The organism is Actinosynnema sp. CS-041913 (genome assembly GCF_050942485.1).
In the GTDB taxonomy this organism is placed as follows: Bacteria; Actinomycetota; Actinomycetes; order Mycobacteriales; family Pseudonocardiaceae; genus Actinosynnema.
This window is the reverse complement of sequence record NZ_CP192037.1, coordinates 1,118,419-1,137,863: the sequence shown is the minus strand read 5'-3', so window position 1 is coordinate 1,137,863 and position 19,445 is coordinate 1,118,419. Positions and strand designations below refer to the sequence as shown.

The 19,445-nt window shown below is 64.4% G+C and carries 15 protein-coding genes, 1 other RNA gene and 1 pseudogene; 14 read left to right on the top strand and 3 right to left on the bottom strand.

Annotated elements, in window-relative coordinates; translation table 11 throughout:
- The first annotated feature begins 53 nt into the window (after positions 1 to 53).
- Positions 54 to 1,268, top strand: coding sequence for a JmjC domain-containing protein (locus ACQPZF_RS05625; RefSeq protein ID WP_433268960.1), 1,215 nt, complete (start codon positions 54 to 56; stop codon positions 1,266 to 1,268).
- Here ACQPZF_RS05625 and ACQPZF_RS05620 read toward each other — a convergent pair.
- On the bottom strand, positions 1,249 to 2,076 hold the full coding sequence (locus ACQPZF_RS05620) for a phosphotransferase (protein ID WP_433268958.1): 828 nt from the start codon (positions 2,074 to 2,076) through the stop codon (positions 1,249 to 1,251). The genes ACQPZF_RS05625 and ACQPZF_RS05620 overlap by 20 nt on opposite strands.
- Positions 2,077 to 2,163: 87 nt before the next feature.
- Positions 2,164 to 4,176, bottom strand: a complete 2,013-nt coding sequence (locus ACQPZF_RS05615; RefSeq protein WP_433268956.1) for a hypothetical protein — start codon at positions 4,174 to 4,176, stop codon at positions 2,164 to 2,166.
- A gap of 73 nt (positions 4,177 to 4,249) precedes the next feature.
- Between ACQPZF_RS05615 and ACQPZF_RS05610 the strand changes: the two genes are divergently transcribed.
- The 11 genes and pseudogenes from ACQPZF_RS05610 to ACQPZF_RS05560 all read left to right on the top strand — a co-directional run.
- Positions 4,250 to 4,564 carry a hypothetical protein gene (locus ACQPZF_RS05610; RefSeq protein ID WP_433268954.1) on the top strand — a complete coding sequence of 105 codons (315 nt, stop codon included), beginning with the start codon at positions 4,250 to 4,252 and terminating at the stop codon, positions 4,562 to 4,564.
- Between the two features lie 582 nt (positions 4,565 to 5,146).
- Positions 5,147 to 5,371 carry a hypothetical protein gene (locus ACQPZF_RS05605; RefSeq protein WP_433268952.1) on the top strand — a complete coding sequence of 75 codons (225 nt, stop codon included), beginning with the start codon at positions 5,147 to 5,149 and terminating at the stop codon, positions 5,369 to 5,371.
- A 75-nt stretch (positions 5,372 to 5,446) separates the two neighbouring features.
- Positions 5,447 to 6,265: a hypothetical protein gene (locus tag ACQPZF_RS05600; protein WP_433268950.1), complete on the top strand. Its 819-nt coding sequence runs from the start codon at positions 5,447 to 5,449 to the stop codon at positions 6,263 to 6,265.
- A 5-nt stretch (positions 6,266 to 6,270) separates the two neighbouring features.
- Entirely contained in the window at positions 6,271 to 7,359 is a 1,089-nt protein-coding gene (locus ACQPZF_RS05595) for a hypothetical protein (protein ID WP_433268949.1), read from the top strand.
- Positions 7,356 to 8,069 carry a hypothetical protein gene (locus tag ACQPZF_RS05590; protein ID WP_433268947.1) on the top strand — a complete coding sequence of 238 codons (714 nt, stop codon included), beginning with the start codon at positions 7,356 to 7,358 and terminating at the stop codon, positions 8,067 to 8,069. The genes ACQPZF_RS05595 and ACQPZF_RS05590 overlap by 4 nt, the downstream gene beginning before the upstream one ends.
- Positions 8,066 to 8,269 (top strand): hypothetical protein, encoded by a 204-nt coding sequence (locus tag ACQPZF_RS05585; RefSeq protein WP_433268945.1) that lies wholly within the window; start codon positions 8,066 to 8,068, stop codon positions 8,267 to 8,269. The genes ACQPZF_RS05590 and ACQPZF_RS05585 overlap by 4 nt, the downstream gene beginning before the upstream one ends.
- A gap of 671 nt (positions 8,270 to 8,940) precedes the next feature.
- On the top strand, positions 8,941 to 11,118 hold the full coding sequence (locus ACQPZF_RS05580; RefSeq protein ID WP_433268943.1) for a type IV secretory system conjugative DNA transfer family protein: 2,178 nt from the start codon (positions 8,941 to 8,943) through the stop codon (positions 11,116 to 11,118).
- A 112-nt stretch (positions 11,119 to 11,230) separates the two neighbouring features.
- Positions 11,231 to 12,043 (top strand): replication-relaxation family protein, encoded by an 813-nt coding sequence (locus ACQPZF_RS05575; protein WP_433268942.1) that lies wholly within the window; start codon positions 11,231 to 11,233, stop codon positions 12,041 to 12,043.
- Positions 12,040 to 13,086 (top strand): DNA-methyltransferase, encoded by a 1,047-nt coding sequence (locus tag ACQPZF_RS05570; RefSeq protein ID WP_433268940.1) that lies wholly within the window; start codon positions 12,040 to 12,042, stop codon positions 13,084 to 13,086. Before ACQPZF_RS05575 ends, ACQPZF_RS05570 begins: the two co-directional genes overlap by 4 nt.
- Positions 13,087 to 14,004: an antirestriction protein ArdA gene (locus tag ACQPZF_RS05565; RefSeq protein WP_433268938.1), complete on the top strand. Its 918-nt coding sequence runs from the start codon at positions 13,087 to 13,089 to the stop codon at positions 14,002 to 14,004.
- A 789-nt stretch (positions 14,005 to 14,793) separates the two neighbouring features.
- Positions 14,794 to 15,831: pseudogene (locus ACQPZF_RS05560) on the top strand (recombinase family protein); the annotation flags it as partial.
- A 658-nt stretch (positions 15,832 to 16,489) separates the two neighbouring features.
- Here ACQPZF_RS05560 and ssrA read toward each other — a convergent pair.
- Positions 16,490 to 16,862, bottom strand: a transfer-messenger RNA (tmRNA) gene (ssrA, locus tag ACQPZF_RS05555).
- 175 nt (positions 16,863 to 17,037) lie between these two features.
- Between ssrA and ACQPZF_RS05550 the strand changes: the two genes are divergently transcribed.
- The gene (locus tag ACQPZF_RS05550; protein WP_433268936.1) at positions 17,038 to 18,285 is read left to right on the top strand and encodes a sensor histidine kinase; all 1,248 of its coding nucleotides are present in this window, start codon (positions 17,038 to 17,040) and stop codon (positions 18,283 to 18,285) included.
- Positions 18,273 to 18,917: a response regulator transcription factor gene (locus ACQPZF_RS05545; RefSeq protein WP_433268934.1), complete on the top strand. Its 645-nt coding sequence runs from the start codon at positions 18,273 to 18,275 to the stop codon at positions 18,915 to 18,917. The genes ACQPZF_RS05550 and ACQPZF_RS05545 overlap by 13 nt, the downstream gene beginning before the upstream one ends.
- The last annotated feature ends 528 nt before the right edge of the window (positions 18,918 to 19,445 follow it).

The window sequence follows — 19,445 nt, the reverse complement described above, 5'->3', positions numbered from 1 at the left end:
CACCTGGCTACACCGCGGAGCCCCTTCTGTCATGAAGAGATGAGGACACCCACGTGTTGGATCACCCGTTGGTTCGCGGCATCGAGGACGCTCTGGGCTGGATGGGGCCGGGACTCCTCGGTCGAGAGTTCGCCCGCGGCGCGCTACCCGACCCGGACTTCGGCTCCAAGCTGCTCACGCCCGAGAAGTTGCTGGACATCATCATGCGCAGGAGCCTCGCGGCCTCCCGCCTGCGCATCTTGCAAGGTGGCCGCGACCTGCACCCGAACGCCTTCATCTCGACGAGGCCCGTCCGACGCTCCGAGGGCGTCCCGATGGTCGACATGGAGCGGCTGGGACGGCTCATCCAGGAGGGCGCCACGCTGGTGCTCGACGGGGTCAACATCTACGACCCGACGCTCGAAGTCGCCTGCCGGGCTCTCCAGTGGTGGACGCACGAGCTGGTGCAGGTCAACACCTACCTCACCACCGGGGATGCGGCCGGGTTCAACCTGCACTGGGACGACCACGACGTGCTCATCGTGCAGGTGGCCGGGCAGAAGTCATGGGAAGTCCGGGGTCTTACGCGCCCGGCGCCGATGTACCGCGACGCCGGGCCGAACGTGGAGCCGCCGGAGGAGATCGTCTGGAAGGGCACCATGCAACCCGGCGACGTCATGCACATTCCACGTGGCTACTGGCACCAGGCCACGCGGGAAGACCGAGGCGATGGGTTCAGCTTGCACCTGACGTTCGGCTTCCCCCAGCGCACCGGCGTGGATTACTTCACCTGGCTGGCCGACCAGTCGCGGCGCAGCGAAGTGTTCCGGCACGACCTCGCCCGCTGGGACTCGGTGCGCTTCCGCGGTGAACAGCAGTTCGCTCTTACCGACGGTGCGGTGAAGCTGTCCGCGACGACGAGCATCGACGACTTCCTGGCCGCCCGCGAACGGGAGATTCCGCCGAGCAGGCACATCGCCACGCACGGGGTGTTCGGTTCGCTCACGGCGGTGGTCTGCGTGACGGAGTTCGCCCCGCACCTCGAAGAGTTGGACGACACGGTGGTGCTCGCGGCAGCCGCCCGGCGGATCGAGTTCGGCAAGGCCGCACTTCCGGCGCTCCAGCTGCTGCTCAGCGGGAGGCCGGTGGTCATCCCGGAGGTAGCGGCCGAGACCGGCGTCGACGCGGCGATGCTCGCCGAGGTCTTGGTCGAAGAGGGCATTTGCGCCGCAGTGACGCCGGAGCTGGCCGCTGGCTACGAGGACATGGTCACGAGCGAAGGTCGCTGAGCAGCCGGTCGGCGTTCTCACGAGCCAGCGGCACGAGCTCGTCGGCGTAGCCGGGCGGGTAGCTCAGAATCTCGGCGCAGTGGTAGAGCTGCGCGAGCTTGCCCGTCCGGCTGTTCAAGTCGCCTTGCAGCTCCTCGAAGACGCGCTCGGCCAGCTCGGGCACGGCGAAGGACGAGGCCCATAGGTTGGCGGCGTCCCAGCCGCGGGGTGCAATGCCCCAATCTTCCCAGTCGAAGAAGTAGCAGCTTGGAGCCGTCAGGTTGGCCCAGGCGAGATCGGCGTGGGCGGCTCGCCACTCGCTGACGGTGGCATCCACAGCTGGGAACAGCTTGTGGATGGTGGTGGTGATCCGTTCTTGGGTGACCGGGTGGAGATGCGGGGTGGCGGTTCGGGTCGTCGTGTGGGCAGCGAGGGCTTGCATGGAGCCTCGGAACGCCTCCCACCACGACTCGGACAGGTTGGGGTTCTGCTTCAGGGTGCCCCCGGCCTTGATGGGCGTGTCCGTGATGAGCTCGGTTTCGTCGGCGCGCCACATGACGCCGAGGTCGTGGTCGATCCAGGAGACGCCTTGCAGCCAGGCGGGCATGGCCACGCCCTCAAGGACGACGGCATCTTCGAGGCCCCAGCCCTGGCCGTTCATCCGCGCCAGGTCTTTGACTTCGATGCGCACCCAGGTTCCGCGGGTAGTGGCGTAGCCGAGGGAGCGGCGTTTGCGGACTTCGGACTGGGAGTCGACGTCTGCATCCAATGCCTTCTTGACGCGGGAGACCATGGAGTCAGTCGGGGTTTTGCGGAGGTCGGGGAACATCCGTGCAGCATATCATTCCCAAGTCACATAAACTCATTAAACAAAGCTGAAACGACGACACACCGTCAAACTGGAAACCAGTCCGATCTAACCTTGATGCCTCGTCGAGTACCGAGGATCCGAGGGCCAGCCGTCGATGTACTCGGCCTCCTTCGCCAACTGATCGGCATACTTCGCACTGAGGTGCTCAGCCAACCAGTGAGCCCGTATAATGACAATATCGCGCTCGTCCCCTTCCTGCCTCTCATATATCTCCTCGTACATATACTCCAAGGCCAGCCGAAAGAGATCTGGAATCCAGTCCTGAGCAAGCGCTTGATACTCTTCAGAAACATCCACCTCAAGAGGAATTTCGACTCCATGCAACATCGCACTCAACTGGCTCAATCGTGACGTTAGATCGATATCATTCCACAGCGCTTCTGGATCGCGCTCCCCCAGGTCGGCAATCTCTCCAAGAAGGTCGTATGCGCGCATAAAAATCAGAGAGTTAATCGCAATAATTTCGTCGCGCAAACTATCGCGCAGAAGACGGCCAACTAGTGAATGCATGTTGAAGTAGTATAGATTCTTCATCAGATCAACAGCACGTTGATTGTACGATGGAATGGCCCTCATGTCTGCGACAATTGGATCCTCTTCGTACTTTATAAGCGCAAGTCGTTGAAGCTCTTCGAGACCTGCGGCAAAGTTGGCCCCACCTATTTCCCCGGCAAATACCTCATCTACAAAGAAGCGCAACTCCTTGATCGCACCAAACCGCACCAGATGCCCACACGAGGCAATATGTGCCAGCAAATACACGACCGATGAATTCTCTTGACGCAACCTTGCGACCGTGCGCGCAAGTACAGCACGTAGCGTGTCATGAGATTTCACCTTAAGGTCGTAGTCCCCTTCAATCAAATCTTCACATATTTCCTGAATAGGCACTCCAGATGACCTTGCGAGGCTACAAGCGACCTCGATAGCCAGCGGGTACCTACCAAGGGTATTGACAACGGATGTCACAGCGTCAACAGAAAGTGACGGGACAAGCTGACGAGCGAATTGAGATGCTTCGTCTTTCGTCATAACGTCGACGAGAATTTCATGACACCAGAGCGGAGCGCCTTCACCCGATTGCCGACACGTTGCAATTACGACTGCGGCTGCATCGTGCGGTACTAGCTTGTTCAGCTCTTCAGAGCTTTGCAGATTATCTAGGACGAGAAACGGATTCTCGCGTCTACCGTGCATTAAGACCGCCAGCAGGGCTGCCGAATCAAGTCCGGCATGCCCCACCTCAGGGTGGTGGCGCAAAACAGCAGCACTGAGATGCTCGCGCCACGGTTCGCCGTCCTCAAAATGAATGAACGGGGCACCAGGCGCTAACACCTTAGCCAAGGCTGTTTTCCCCATGCCAGGCAGGCCAACTAATGCGATTAGTCGCGCCCCTTGCTCGACAAGCGCATTTATTTGACGTACAAGCTCGGGCCGGTGAACGATATCTGCGCCACCGTATAGCCGTAGAGATACCGACTGGCTCGCAGTATCAGGCACATACGTGGCCATCTGATTTGACGCTGGATCTACGTCACGCTCCTCACGCGGCCAATAGGTAGAAGACGTTAGTATTTCTGCCATTTGATCGAGGGCATTTCCAAAATCCCGACGGCTCGTCCGGATAGCGATCCGACGGATACCACGATCAGCCTCGGCCAACCACCTCCTGCGCTCCTCAAGGGTCATCGATTTCAGATCTTCAATCTCGGTCAGATTGAAAGTTACGAGAAGTGCGTACCTGTACTGGGCTTCGCGTTCACGCGCGGCAAGCTGCTGGCGCGAACTTCGGGGCGAAAGTTGCTCGATGACCGCCACCAGATTCGCTCGGACAACTTTGCGCGCCGTACCAATTTCGTACACCTCACCCATGGGCCATACCTGACGCAGAGGCCGGGCTTTGCTTTCCAGAATTTCTAGCAAGTCCTCCCTATGCACTCCTTGACGTTCGGCAAGTGCCCGCAAACTCTGCCGCAACTCAGACTTTCGTTTTTCGATCTCGATCTCAGTAACCATCCCACCTCTTTCCAGCGCGCCCGAAACTGGCCCGTCGCTCATCTTATCGTACATTAAATCATCTCGACTTGCGTTTACGGAAGTGTTATAAGTTGAAGCAGAGGAGATATTCACAATGAACGAAAAAATGCCCAAAGCCAGTGGAGGCGCAAACCGAGAGCTGCAAATCGACTCCAATCATCAACAATATCCAACGCCAGAGCAACTTCGCGAGTTCGAAGGTATTAAGAATGCAAGCTTGCTCGACGAGGAGTCAATAGAGAGCTTCGCCCGCGATCCCGCCAATCCGACAGAAACGGAAATAGAAGAGATGGACAGATACAACGCATCGCGCCCGAAGCTGTTCGATATCACCTTCGAGGAGTTCTTCGGCTACCCGGATCCACGCGACACTACGAGCGACCCTCCGGGGAAGTCCAGCGGTCGGTGAGTCGCAACCCACGCTGACCTACCAGCGTCCGCCCCCATGCCTTGCGGCGAACCGGATGCAACTACACATCACAGCGATTTCTGGCCAATCGTTCCCAAAAGCATCGCTCAAGTGGCCACTACCGCTTTGACCTGCCGCAACGCGGTGGCCACAAGGTGGCCAGTGGCCACTAGACATGATTCTGGTGCCGCCTGGTGTCTAGTTGTACTTGTCCGCACGGCCGGACACAGAGTCGACATGATGCCGGGCTCCTCAAGGACTCAATAGCAAGGAAGCTTCTTAACCGAATTTTCCTGTACGTATGCAGTACCTAAATAGATGAGGTACTCACACGGGCGCGTCCCGAACAGCACAGACAATCATTGGAACGGTTTTCGATACAGCGAACGGACATTTTTCGGCAGACACAGATCGCGACTAGGTCGCCACTTCATACGGACGCTTTCATGGGCCACTCGCCTACGTATCGCAATTTGTACCACAGGACAAGTCTGCCCAAATCCCCCACGCCCCCGCACTTGCATTCCAAATATCGACAGGCGTCTCGAGCAATCTCGCACCACAAGAGAAAGGAGAGAGTTGATGCCACGCAACCGCTACACCAAGGTTATTCGCAAAAGCGAACGCGACCACCTCGCTGGCCAGGAGCGCGAACTGGAGCAGCTCACCAAGGCGCTCTGCGCCGGAAACGACGAGCCCATCCTGCCGACCACCGACGACGCCAAGCACGAGCGCAGCAAGCGTCGCGCGGAGAACAAGAAGCACAAGCCGAAGCGCCACCGAGATCAGGGCGGCCAGTCCTCGTAGTTCCTAGTAAGGAGCCGGGGCTGGCGCTCGCTAGCCCCGGCTCCTTCTCTCCACCTCACGAGAAGGAGAACACATATGAAGGTCAACAACGTATTCGCACGCTGCGTCGGCCGCAGGCACACGACCGTTCCCCTGGTCGCCACGCTCACCGCAGCAATCTTGCTCTCCGCCTGCGGCGACGGCCCCTCCTCCCACGCCGACTTCACCGCCAATCAGCAGCTCCTCACCACCTGCGACCCGGCCAAGCCGCCCGCCTCCCTGGTGGAGATCGACGGCACGGGCTCCAGCGCCAGCGACGCCATCACCGCGGAGCGCATCACCGCCGTCGAGTCCATCGCCACGCGCACGGCCGTCTGCTCTGGCCACCTGCGAGTGCTGGTCTTCTCGGCATCGAGCGCCGCCACGACCGTACTGTTCGACGGCGACCTCAAGCAGCTGGGAGCTACGGACAACGCCCGCCTCCGCCGCGTGCCCGAGACGGTAAAGGGCGTCATGGACACCGTGCGTTCCGGCTACAGATCGGCCATGGCCTCACTTCCACAGGGCGCCAGCGACATCACGGCCCAGTACCGCCTCGCCTCAGAGTGGAAGCAGCAACTCGGCGGCAACTCCGCGCTCAACCTCGTCATCCTGACGGACGGCTTTCAAAATGTCTCGGTCGACCTGGCCGCGAAGGCACTCTCCGCAGACGAGGCGAAGGTGCTCGCCGACCGGGTAGCTATGCCCAACCTCGCCGGGGCATCGGTGACCGTGGCCGGGCTCGGCCGCATCGCCAAGGGCGCGCCGCCCTCAGCCATCGTCGAAGGTTTGGTGCACTACTACAACGCGCTCTGCGCCAAGGCATCCGCCGCGACGTGCACCTCGGTGTCGGACTACGCCGAAGCGGGCCGGTGACGCGCGTGACCAGCGAGCTGTTGCCGCCGCGCGGAAGCGGCGAACCCGTGGACAGCTGGAAACGCGAAGCTGATGCCGTCACGCTTCCCCGGCTGGCTGACGCCAGCGCCCTCGCTCGTCCCTCCGCAGTGGGCACGACGTACGCCGAGCTGGAGCACGCGGCCCTGGCCGACGAGCAGGAAGCCAGCTGGTCAGCCGAAGGAGAACGAAGCGCCCGGCCGCATCGGGCGAAGGCACGCGGCGTCGACCAGCACGTTGAAGGCTTTGCGCTGGCGCTCGGCGAACGTGCTGCGGAGCTGAAGGAAACCCAAGCGGCCTACCAGGACGCGGCCAAAGTGCTCGGGCCGTACGTTCGGCGGGCTCCGGGCGAAAAGCTGCGGTACCTCGTCTGTTGGCCCCTCTTAGTTGCAGGTGACGCAGCCGGAGTCTGGTCAGCCGCGGTTGTGCTGGGCGACATCGTGTTCATCGCGTTCTGGCAAGCGCTTGCGTCCGGTGTGGCCGCTGCGTGCGCTGGGCTTATTGGCTCCGAACTCCGCGACATCCGAATGGCGAAGGCTCGCCGCCGCGACCCGGACGATCTCACTGAGGACGAGCAGCGCTACCGCCGCTTGTTCATCACCACCGACGACGGCACGCCCATCGTGAAGCTCATCGGGCTCTTGTCGGTGCTCGTGGTTGCGCTCATCGGCGTGGGCATCTTCGCGCTCAGGAGCAGTATCGAGGGCCCGGTGGCCGGGCTGACGTTCGGCCTCTTGGCCGCCGCCACCGCAATCGGGTCGGGGCTGCTTGGCTACGCGGCAGCCGACGAGGTAGCCGATCTCCTTGCATCTATGGCAAAGCGCGTCCGCCAAGCCGAGAAGCACTACCTCAGCTTGGCCGCCTCGCCGGTGTTCACCACCAGGGCGACGTCCGACGAGACGGCGGACTCGCTCACGCGGGAAGCCGCTCACCGCGGCAACGCCGCCGCCAGGCGCGTGGAGTCGCTGGGCTGGCGGGTGCAGCGTCGGAATCCGCATGTACTCGGCCACGGCTACGCGGTCGGCGAGACGTGCGGGCCTATCGGGTGGCGGGCACGGCGGGGTGAGGGCTCGTGAAGCGGCTGCCGCGGCTCCAACCGAGCACGCTGCTGGCGCCGTCACTGGTCGGAGGCGTGGCCTCGGTCTCGCCTCCGGGCACCCCTCAGCGCCAAATCGGCTTCGCCCTGGGTGACCCTGGTGAGCCGTCACCGGTGCCAACGCTGGTTATCGCGCTCGCCGACAACTCCGGCTCGGTGACCACCACCGGCGGTGCAGATCCACTGGCGAACCGGTACGCCGAGATGCGCGAAGCCTTCGGTGTGGTCGCCCGCCGCGCCTCGCGCCGCGAGCGTGGAGCCGTCCTCCACTTCGACACCCCGACCGACGCCGATGTCCCGCCGACACCGCTGACTCGTCTCGGCGTGCAGCGGCTTGGGCGCGGTCTCCGTGTCCCGCACCAGGTATACGGCTCAAGCGAACTGCTGCCGGGCCTCCGTCAGGCCGCTGAGTTGGCGCGGTCGTACGCCAACCACGAGACAACGCTCGTCGTACTGTCGGACTTCGCCCTCCTGGACGCCGATCCCACTGCGGCGCTCCTTGAACTGGCGGCGTTCCCCGGCGACGTCCACGCCGTGGTGCTCGGCGGCCTTGCGTCGCCTGGCTTGTTCGATGAGCGCATCACCGTCACGTCCGTGACACACGAGGCCCAGCCAGGCGCCGTAGCGCGGGCATTGTTTCGGAGCCTGGTGCGGCACCGGCCCGGAAGCTGGGTGGAGGAGACGCCATGAAATTCCTCCTCCCCTCCGGAGGCGACGGGCCGCGTCCGCCGCTCGCCGGACGCCTTGTTGGCCTTGCGATCGGGCTCGCGCTGCTCTCGCTCGCCGTCATGCTGGCGCTCGACGTCATCGCCGAACTGGTGGCTATCGCGGTACCGCTCCTCGGCGTAGCGCTTGTCTACGTCCTCATGTTCCGCTGCGGCCACAAGTGACCAAACACAGTTAAAGAAAGACTCGAATAATTGCACAGACAGGAGACCTATGCCCAGACGAAGCCGGAAGCGCCTTGTTGGCAAGCACGAAGAAAACAACGCCATCCATGAGGCGGACGAGTGGTGCAGGCAGCTTGAAGCCGCGCTCCACAGGGCCTGGAAGCGCACGAACCAACGACGCACCCCCAGAGGTCACGGCCTGCCGATCGGTGTTGTCAAATCAGCAAACCGGGTATGAAACCCGGCGACAGTTAGAGATAATAAGGACTGGACGAAAAGCTAGCGCCTCCAAGCTGACACAACCTGCGGAATGTCACTTCGCAGCGTCAAAGCCATGACGCGCTAGCCGTCCATATACCAAACGCCTTGTAACGAGGGCTGCCTTCTATTTACGCATATACCGCCTTGCTCCGTCAAGCCGGGCGTCGTTCAAGATGCGCACGCTTCCTCGTTCCGAGTTCATTCGACAAGGAGGTGACCAATGCCCGAGCCAGACTCGGAATCCAATGTAGTTATTACATCACAGCCACACGCACACCCCGCCGTTCGGAAATTGGCTCGGGCGGTCATCGCCCTCGTCCGCTCCCAGCAGGAACCCACGAGCAGCCGCCCGTCGCGGCAGCCGTCTGCCCCGAAACCAGCCAACAGAGACACCGGGAAGGAGGCCCCTCATGGCTGAAATGCTCTGGCGCGAAGCCATCCCTCCTGATCAACTCAGCCTCAAGCAGCTCACCGGGCTGGTGCGGGCGCTTGCCGGTCGACCGCGGTTCGGCCTCCGGCAGCAGCAGCCGGCCGTGGTGTTCGAGCTGTGGCTCACCAGGGACACTGCACGCTGGCTGATCGGTGCCGACGAGCAGCTCGGCCGCCACTTCTTCGGCGACCTTGGAGTGCAACTCCCCGGTCTGTCGCTGACGTCGCTCCGAGATTCGCCGCGCCGTCTGCCGACGACCGCCCGTGAGGTACGGGCGTCCAGTGCCGCCTTTCCCCTCCGCCTCGACACGGCAGGGGCGCTCTCTGCCGGACTCCTTGGCCTCCGGCACCGGCTCGGTACAGACGAAGCCCTTGTTCTCCAGTGGGGCATCGGGCCAAGCCACACCCGTACCGCGCCGCCGTCAACCTTCGCCCCGCTCGAAGCCCTCGGCATCGTGGCCACGCCGAAACCAGCCAGTGGCGAGCAGACCGCCTGGAAGGAGAAGAGCGCCGAGCCGCTCTACGGCGTCCGCGGACGTGTCGGTGCGATTGCCGCTGACCTGCACCGTGCGAGCCAGCTCATCGGGCCCGTGATGAGCGTTCTCGCGCTCGCCTCCGGGACGCATACCCACCTCGGCGGCACCTGGCAGTCGCGGCACGTCGCGAAGCAACTCCTTGGTGTCGTTGGCAAACAGCGCACCTGGAGCACGGTCGTGAACGCGGCGGAGCTCGCCGCGCTGCTGGCGTGGCCGGTGGAAGGCACCAGGGTGCCGGGACGCGGCTTCGCGCTGAACCCGCCGCCCAAGTCGCTGCTCGTTCCGGCGGCTGAAGCCGAGACCACTACCGACCGGATCGTCGGCGTGAGCGTGCATCCGAGCAGCGGAAGCATGAGTGTGCGGGTTCCCGCCTCAAGCATTGCGAGCCATACGCACGTGATCGCGCCGACCGGGGCCGGAAAGTCCACGACGCTCGCCCGTTGGCTGCTGAAGGACATCGCCGCCGGGCACTCGATTTTCCTCATCGAACCAAAAGGTGATCTTGTAAATGACCTCCTGGCCCGGCTTCCAGCAAGCCTTCGCGCCAACGTCCGCCTCATCGAGCCGGGGTCGCCCGGCGCCGTCACGGGCTTCAACCCGCTCGCCGGACCGCGGGCGGACGCCGAGCGGCGAGCCGACTCGCTGCTTGGTCTCTTCCGCGACATCTTCGGCACGGCCCTCGGCCCGCGTTCATCCGACGTGCTGCTCCACGCCCTCATCATGGCCGCGCGCTTGGAGGACGGCACGCTCACCGACGTCCCCTTGATCCTTACGAACGGTGGCTTCCGCCGCCGGGTGCTGGCCCAGGTAAGCGACCCGCTCACCATCGCGCCGTGGGCAGCTTGGTTCGATCAGCTGTCGGAGTTGGAGCGCTCGCGCGTCGTCATGCCGATCCTCAACAAGACGAGGGCGTGGACCGCGCGTGGCCCGATCCGCCAGCTTCTCGGCGCACCCAACCCCGCCCTACGTCTCGACGACCTCTATGAGCAGCAGCACATCGTGCTCGTCAGCCTCAACACCGGCGTTGTAGGCCCAGAAACCGCTCGGCTGCTTGGTGCCCTCCTCTTGGGACAGCTCCGGGAAACCATCCAACGACAAACCATCCGCCCAGCCGCCGACCGCCGCCCCGTGTCTGTCGTCGTTGACGAGTGGCAGACCTTCGTGGCCGGTATGGACTTCAGCGACATGCTCGCGACCGCTCGCGGCATGCGAACGGGCTTCACTCTGGCCCACCAACTGCTGCCCCAGTTAACGCCTAACCTCCGCGCCGCAGTCCTCGCCAACGCCCGCTCCCGCCTCGTCTGGCGTCCAGCCCGCGCCGACGCCAAGGAACTTGCCAGCGTCCTCGGCGACGGCGTCTCACCGGACGACCTAATGCGGCTCCCCGCCTACCACGCCGCCGCCCAAGTGCTGACGAACGGCGCAGTCAGCGACCCGTTCGTCGTGAACACGCAGCCGCTGCCGGAAGCCACCGAGGACGTGGAGACAGCGCGACGGGAGATCAGCGAGCGCTTCGGCACCGCCCCAGAAGAGATCGACGCCTACCTCACGCAGCGGTGGCGCGGCGACGGTGACAAGCCATCAACCGACCAGATCGGAGTACGGAAACGGAGGAACCCATGACGGACACAGCACCTACCGCTCGCCCTACCTCTCGAAGCAACCTCACAGCCGCTTGGCCACGACAAACCCTCATCTCGCGTCAACGACACTTCGCCCCACGCGGAGGCAGTTGGTGAGTGCGCGGGGACGAGCCGTCCGGCTCCTCGACCGCCTCTCTCAGCGCGACATCGCCATCCTCGGTGATCTTGACCGGCTGCGACTCCTTACCGGCAAGCAACTCCGTCGTCTCCACTTCGCCGATGGCGATCCGGTCACCCAAGCACGCAAGGCACGAGCCGTCATGCGGCGGCTCAGCGATCTCGGCGTCATCGTGCGCTTGGAGCGCCGGGTCGGCGGCATGCGATCTGGGAGCGAGGGCTTCGTCATCGGCCTCAGCGGCTGGGGCTTCGCCGTCCTCGACGTGGTGCACAACCGGCAGCGCCGTCATCGGCGGGTTATCGAGACGAAGCCCGCCTTCCAGAGCCACATCCTCGCGGTGAGCGAGCTGTACGTCGACCTGGTGGAGCACAGCCGCCGAGATGGGCACGAACTGCTGGAGTTCGCGGGCGAGCCAGATGCCTGGCGCCGCTTCGGCGGGCTCGGCGGCGAAGCCATCACCCTGAAACCCGACGCTTTCGTGCGACTTGGGATCGGCGACGTCGAGGTGCTGGCGTTCATCGAACAGGATCTCGCGACTGAGTCGTTGCCGACGATCGCCCGGAAGCTGGCGGTCTACGTGGCGTATTGGCGCAGCGGGCAGGAGCAGCGCCAGCACGGTGTCTTTCCGCGGGTGTGGTGGCTCGTGCCGACGACTGGCCGTGCCGAGGCCATCCGGCGCGTCGTCGCCGGACTCGCCCGCGAAGCCCAGGCCCTCTTCGCCGTGTGCCTGGCCCATGAGGCAACAGCAGCTCTCACCCATCTACCGACGGAAGGAGGCGGTGTATGAGCACCTCGAAGGAACTCCCGCTTGGCCAGGTACTCATCGGGGACGCGCGCACGTTGCTTGATGACCTGCCGGCAGCGTCGGTGGACAGCGTCATCACGAGCCCGCCGTACTGGGCGCTACGGAACTACGGGCACGACGGTCAGATCGGCGCGGAGGCGACCGTGGACGAGTGGGCCGACGAGATCGCGACTCTGTGCCAGCAGCTCACCCGGGTGCTCACACCGACGGGTGCCCTCTGGCTGAACCTGGGCGACAGCTTCGCTCGCCATCCACGAGACGGTGCAGCCAAGAAGAGCCTGCTACTGGCTCCTCAGCGGGTCGCCTTCAGGCTGACCCGGGCAGGCTGGCTGCTCCGCAACCAGGTGGTGTGGGCGAAGCCGAACCCGATGCCGTCCTCCGTCACCGACCGGCTCACCACCACGCACGAGTTCCTGTACTTCTTCACGAAGCAGTCGAACTACTACTTCAACCTCGACGCGATCCGCGAGCCAGCTGTCACCAAACCGCACAGCGGTCGCAAGGGACGCCCAAGCTATCCGCCCCGGCATGCCGCACCCAGCCTCGGTGCTGGCACCACCCCGCGGATCGATCTCAACCAAGGGCTCGCGGGCATGAAGGCACGCGGCCAGGAAAGCCATCCGCTGGGTCGTAACCCCGGCGATGTCTGGCGAATTGGAACCGCGAGCTTCCGGGGCGCCCATTTCGCCACGTTCCCCGCTGAGCTGGTACGCCGTCCGTTGCTCAGTACGTGTCCGGAGCGGGTGTGCACCGTCTGCGGCCTCCCGTGGAGGAAGGCACGTCAGGTGATCAACGGGCGGGCGCTTGCCACCGGGCCGCTCCAAGCAGCCTGCCGTCACACAACCTGGCGGCGCGGACGAGTGCTCGACCCGTTCCTGGGCAGCGGGACGGTCGGTTTGGCCGCCGAGGAGCACGGCCGCGACTGGCTCGGCTGTGAGCTGAACCCCACCTACGCCGCGCTGGCGAACGAGCGACTCGACGCCTGGCGCAGCAAGCAACCACGTAACCGAAAGGAGGACAACTAGATGGAACGACAACCAAGCTTCGAAGGAGGTGAACGCCGCGAGCATGAGTCGCGGCCCGAGATCTACGAGTTCAACCCAACCGACCGCATCCACCTCGGCATCATCGGCGCGATGATGGGCGACGACGATCTTCTGATCGACCCGCACACCGCCCGCCTGATCGCCGAGGTCGTGCGCACGGACACCACGCCAGCCCTCGACCTGTACGCCGAAACAGGTCAACTGGCAGGAAGCGTCGCCTACCAGGAGCTCATGCGTCTCCGCGCCGATCCGGCCGTCAACGAGGTACACACCGAGTGGCTTGGGTGGTTGAGCCAGTACTGGTTGAGCGTCGAGCGGCAGTACACCGAACAGCGCGAAACGTCGAATAGCGGTGAGCGGGAACACCGGTACGAGCCGCAGGTGTACGTCACCGACCTGGAGAGCCTTGAGCGCCGGATTTACCACAGCCTGTGGGTCGATGCTGACCAGCCAGCAGCTGACATCGAAGCCGATGTCACCGCCCTCCTGAGCAGTTCGCCAACCGTCGGCGCGAAGCGGTGGGTGGTCAGCGCGCACAAGGACTTCGCGGGTCTCGACATGAGTGGATTCCAGAGCGCCGAGATCATCTCGCGCATCGCCCGTGGCATCCGCGAGCACGGCGCACCGTTCGCGGTCTGGGCCACCATCGCTGGCGTGGACGACCTGGGCCGCCTGGACAGGTTCAGCGACTTCTACTTGGCCAGCTACGCGTCGCTCGAAGACTGGGTGCGCGAGGTAGCAGCCGATCTGGAGTGGGACAAACACCTCGACGAGGTGATCGACCCACAGGTAAGGAAGTACGTCGCGATCGACTACGGCCGGTTCGCCGCCGACGCCGTCGAACGCTGGGACGTCGTCCGCGGCCACGACGACCGCATCCACGTCTTCCTGCGCTGAAACTCCCTACGGCCACTCCTCGGTGGCCTGTGGCTGCTCATCCACGCCCGCGACTCACGCGGACATGAGCGGTCACACCACACCGAGGAAGGAGAGCAGGCCATGACCGATCCGAACGGCGGCCGGAATGGCGGCGTCAAGACACTCGGCGTCCGCCTACCCGGCGAACTGCACGCTCAGTTCGCCCTGGTTGCCCAGCTCGATGAGCTGAACCTGGGCGACGCGGTTGTACGTGCCGTTGAGCACTACGTCGAGGCCAAGCGGAGCGAGCCCGACTTCGCCGACCGTGCCCGGCGGGCGCTGGAGGACATCGAGCGTGAGGCCGCTGCCCGACGTGGGGCTATCCAGGGCCTGTTTGGCGGCGCAGAGGTGACGCCGCTGACGAAGGCCACCGGCAGGAACCGTAAGGCTGAAGCCGAGGGGTAACCGCTCGCCCACGGCACTCCACCTCACCAGAGGCGACAGGCAGCACACATCGCTGCTGCCTGTCGCCCTTAATCCTAAACACACCGTAGAAATAGCAGCACTCCCACAGATAAGGACAGGATTACCTCTCTTGGCACTTCTGTACGAAATTGAGAAAATAAGGAGGCGCGATGCATGACATCGAAGAAACGACCCGAATGGAAGGTGAAAGTCTACGGTCGACAGGCCGAACAGATCGATACCGACCTCATAGTTCAACTGGTAATCATGCTCGGACGCCAACTTGCCGAAGAGGCAGAAGAACCAAACCAAGCCGGTGGGCGACGACGTCGACCGACAGAGGAAGCCTAAAGGAGGAACATCATGACCGAAACAACACTCAACCGCCACGTCGCACGTCAAGCGTCCGCCGTAGGACGTAAGCGTGCCGCCCTCTACCTGCGCGTTTCCACCCCAGGGCAGGTGCACACCGACTACGACCCCGAAGGCATCTCTATCCCCGCACAGCGCGAAGCAGGCAAGCGCAAGGCCGATTCGCTGGGCGCGGACATCGTCAAAGAGTTCGTCGAACCCGGGCGAACCGCCACCAGCATCGATAAGCGACCCGCCTTCCAAGAGATGATCGCCTGGGTCAAGACCCAGAAAGATATCGACTATGTGATCGTCTACCACTTCAACCGCGTCTTCCGCAACGGCGTCGACGCCGGGATCACCAAGCGCGACCTCAAGAAGGTCGGCACGCGCATCATCTCCACTGTCCTCGACATGGGCGAAAGCCCTGAAGGTTCGATGGTCGAAGCCATCATCCACGCCGTCGACCAATACCAGTCCGAGGCCAGCGGCGCGGACATCAAGTACAAGATGAGCCAAAAGGTCAAGAACGGCGGCTCGGTCGGCCTGGCGCCCCTGGGCTACCTCAACGTCCGGGAGCCCAAGCCCGAGGGCGGCGAGATCCGCACCGTCGCGCCCGACCCCGAACGTGCCCCGCTCATCACCAGGGGCATCGAACTTTTCGCCACCGGACAGCACACCGCACAGGAAGTCCTCGGCCAGATCAACGCCGCCGGCCTGCGGACGCGCGGCACCCGACGCACACCAGCGAAGCCACTCTCCCTCAGCCACTTCTACGAGATCCTGACCGACCGCTACTACTGCGGCTTCGTCACCCACGACGACGAGGAGTACCCCGGCCGCCACCAGGCACTGATCACCGAGGAGACCTACGACCGCGTCCAACGCGTGCTGACGCTCCGGGGAGGCGGAGGCATCCGCCAACGCCAGCACCACCACTGGCTCAAGGGTCTTCTCTGGTGCCACCGCTGCGGCTCCCGCATGGTCATCACGCGAGGCAAGGGCAACGGCGGGGTCTACTTCTACTTCTTCTGCCGAGGGCGGCAGAAGCACACCTGCGACCTGCCGTACCTCGGCGTCGCCAAGATCGAAGCCGCAGTGGACACGCATCTGGGCACAGTCCGCCTCAGCGACAGCTTCCAAGCGGCCGTCCGACGTCAGCTCGATGAAGCACTCCTCGGCGAACAGGCCGTCATGAGCGGCCTGAAGAAGCGCCTCGGTGCTCGCCTGGACGAGCTGGACACGCGAGAGGACCGGCTGCTCGATCTCCTCGGCGACCCGGACTGGCCGCGGGCCAAGATCAAGGGCAAGCTCGCGGCGATCGAGCGTGAGCGCGGTGAGATCCAAGCCCAACTGTCCGACACCACCACCAAGCTGGAAGCCGGGCGAAGCTTCTTCGGGGCAGCTCTGACGCTCCTTGCCGACCCGCAGGGCTTCTACCGCCGTGGCAGCGACGCCGTGAAGCGAGCCATCACCAAGGTCATCTTCAGCAAGCTGCACGTCGACGCCGAGCCTGACGAGGGACTGGGCGTGATCGAGGGTCACACCCTCACGGACGGTGTCGGCGGGCTGGTCGACGTCGGCGCGACCACGGCCACCAACGCCAAGAGCGGCCTCCTCCCGAAGGAGGAGACCGCTCTTGATCTCATGACCGACGCTGACCTGCTTGGCGTGGTCCTTGCGGACCACGGTTCAAGTAGGGCCGCGCTGGTGGAGGTGCCGGGAATCGAACCCGGGTCCTCTGCCGTCTCACCAAGGCTTCTCCGTGCGCAGTCCGCTAAATCTCTACTCGGCCCCGACGATCACGCGGACAAGTCGCCGTGATGAGCCCAGTCACTGTGGGTGTCCCAACCGTTCCCCGTGACCGGGAACGGAGGTGAGCCTCCTAGCTGATGCCGGCGACCGGAGCGGAGGCTCCTCCGGGCCGACAGCGTCGCTCCTAGCCTCAGGCGGCGAGGGCGAACGCGCGCTGGTCGTTAGACTCGGCGCTTATTGGTTTGCGATGACGCTCACGGTGGTCTCTCGCCTGCACCGGCACGCTTCCCTTGGATCAACGCACAAAGTCGAAACCGTTCACCCCCTGGTCTGGGTCTTGCGTCCGCACAGCATAACGCGTGCCGCACCGAGGTTCATTCCCAATACGCTCGACGGGCTTGGTAGGGCTGTCCCCACCCCTCGGACGCCGGTCGACCTGATGGTTTCCGCCACACGTCCGGGTGATGCTGGTCGGGTACATCGGGCGTGAAGGTGGGGAACATGACTGCGCGGGCCAACCCGGACATCGCACGGACCAGCGGGTACTTCCTGCTCAACCTGGTCACCGGGCTCTTCTGGTTCTGCCTGCTGGTGCCGCTGCTGGCGGTCAGCATCGGCACGATGGTGGTGTGGGTCGGTTTCCCGCTGCTGGCGTTGACGCTGCTGCTGGCACGCAGCGCGGCGACCGTGGAGCGGGCGTGGGTGGGCGTGACGCTGGGCGTGGAGATCGAGCGCCCGTACCGGCCCCTGCCGGAGGGCAGCCTGTTCGTCCGCACCAAGGCGATGATGACCGATCCGGCGACGTGGCGTGACTTCGGCTACTGGATGCTGATGCTGCCGCTCGGCGTCGTCGAGTTCGCGATGGTGGTGGCCCTGTGGCCGGCTGTGCTGTCGTTGACGTTCTTCCCGGTCTACTACCAGTGGCTGCCGAGCAACTTCGAGGTGACGCTCGGCCAGACGGTGTGGCTGATCGACTCGTTCACCAGCGCCATCCCCGTCAGCGTGCTCGGCATCGCCCTCGGTCTCATCGTCCTGCCCCTGGTCAAGGCCACCGGCCGGGGCCACGCGGCGTTGGCGCGCACCCTGCTCGGCCCGTCCCGCACCAGCGTGCTGGAAGCCAAGGCGGACCACCTGACCGCGTCCCGTGCCCGTGGCGTCGAAGCGGCGGAGGCCGAACGCCGGCGCATCGAACGCGACCTGCACGACGGCGCACAGCAACGCCTCGTCGCGGTGGCCATGGGCCTGGGCCGTGCCCGCAGCAAGATGGACTCCGACCCCGAAGCGGCGGCCGAACTGATCGCCGAGGCCCACGCCGACGCGAAACTCGCCATCTCCGAACTGCGCGACCTGGCCCGGGGCATCTACCCGTCGGTCCTGGGCGACCGGGGCCTGGACGCGGCCCTGTCGTCCCTCGCGGCGAAGTGCCCCATCCCCGTGGACGTCTCCGTCGACGTCGAGCCGCGCCCTCCGACAGCGGTGGAGAGCACCGCGTACTTCACCGTCGCCGAGGCCTTGACGAACATCGCCAAGCACGCCGGCGCCACCCAGGCAGGCGTCAGGGTGACCCGCACGGAGAACTCCGTGGTCGTGGAGGTGACCGACAACGGCCACGGCGGCGCGGCGATCCGTCCGGGAGGTGGCCTGGCGGGCTTGGCGGACCGTGCTGCGACCATTGACGGCGTGGTCGTGGTGGTCAGCCCCATCGGGGGGCCGACCGTGATACGGACGGAGCTGCCGTGCGCGTGGTGATCGCCGAGGACTCGGTCCTACTCCGAGTGGGCGTGGAACGCCTCCTCGCGGACGAGGGCATCGAAACCGTCGCGGCGGTGGAAGACGGCGACGCCTTGCTGGCAGCCGTGGACGAACACAAACCGGACCTGGCGATCGTGGACGTGCGAATGCCCCCGACGTTCACCGACGAGGGCCTCCGCGCGGCCATCGAGGCCAGGAAGAGAATCCCGAACCTGCCAGTGCTGGTGCTGTCCCAGTACGTGGAGGAGCGCTACGCCGTGGAACTACTCGCGGGCGGCGCAAGCGGCGTCGGCTACCTGCTGAAAGAGCGGGTAGCCGACGTTTCTGAGTTTGTGGCGGCCGTACGCCGGGTAGCCGACGGCGGCACCAGCATCGACCACGAGGTAATCACCCAACTCATGGTCCGCAGCAAGCGCAACCCCGTCGATACACTCACCCAACGGGAACGCGAAGTCCTGGGACTCATGGCACAGGGTTTGTCCAACGCGGCGATCGCCAAATCACTCGTCGTCTCGGACGGCGCAGTCGAAAAACACGTGGGCAACATCTTCGCCAAACTGGGCCTCGAACCCAGCAACTCCGAACACCGCCGAGTACGAGCAGTGCTCGCCTTCCTCAACTTGGGCTGACCAGACCCCCACCCACCAGCCCAAAGCCTGCGCGAGCACAGCAACAAGAAGCCTGCGCGAGCACACAAGCGGGGCCTCGTGTTCTCCCCGTATGGCCTGCCCGCAGGGCAGGCCATACGGCAATGCCACTAACTTAAGCTTTCCGCTGGTCAGGGCCAGGTTCGTCCGCCGAACAGGCCGGATGACACTACGAAAGATTGTCCACTTAGGACATAGTTGCATCGCGCAGGCGCAGATCCCCAGGTCGCCTCTCGCCCCAACGAGTCCGGGATGGCCCGGATCCGGTCGAGCTGAACGTCCTCTGGATCGATCTGAGCTGTGAAAACGTGGCTAAAGTTAGTGGCATTGGGCCATACGGGGAGAACACGACGCCTTGGCATTTCCTCCCCGGAGGCCTGCCAAGCGGCGAGCGTCGCTTTTCGCTTTTAGTCGAAGAGCTAAAAGCGTCCTCGCCGGACAGGCAGGCCGCCAAGGATGTACACAAAAGCAAGACTCGGGCGTCGTGTCATCCCCGCATGACCTGGTCAA

Coding starts and splice junctions, on each gene's coding strand:
- ACQPZF_RS05620 (WP_433268958.1), bottom strand. CDS start 2,076: ATGTTCCCCGACCTCCGCAAAACCCCGACTGACTCCATGGTCTCCCGC.
- ACQPZF_RS05615 (WP_433268956.1), bottom strand. CDS start 4,176: ATGAGCGACGGGCCAGTTTCGGGCGCGCTGGAAAGAGGTGGGATGGTT.
- ACQPZF_RS05610 (WP_433268954.1), top strand. CDS start 4,250: ATGAACGAAAAAATGCCCAAAGCCAGTGGAGGCGCAAACCGAGAGCTG.
- ACQPZF_RS05605 (WP_433268952.1), top strand. CDS start 5,147: ATGCCACGCAACCGCTACACCAAGGTTATTCGCAAAAGCGAACGCGAC.
- ACQPZF_RS05600 (WP_433268950.1), top strand. CDS start 5,447: ATGAAGGTCAACAACGTATTCGCACGCTGCGTCGGCCGCAGGCACACG.
- ACQPZF_RS05585 (WP_433268945.1), top strand. CDS start 8,066: ATGAAATTCCTCCTCCCCTCCGGAGGCGACGGGCCGCGTCCGCCGCTC.
- ACQPZF_RS05580 (WP_433268943.1), top strand. CDS start 8,941: ATGGCTGAAATGCTCTGGCGCGAAGCCATCCCTCCTGATCAACTCAGC.
- ACQPZF_RS05570 (WP_433268940.1), top strand. CDS start 12,040: ATGAGCACCTCGAAGGAACTCCCGCTTGGCCAGGTACTCATCGGGGAC.
- ACQPZF_RS05565 (WP_433268938.1), top strand. CDS start 13,087: ATGGAACGACAACCAAGCTTCGAAGGAGGTGAACGCCGCGAGCATGAG.
- ACQPZF_RS05550 (WP_433268936.1), top strand. CDS start 17,038: ATGACTGCGCGGGCCAACCCGGACATCGCACGGACCAGCGGGTACTTC.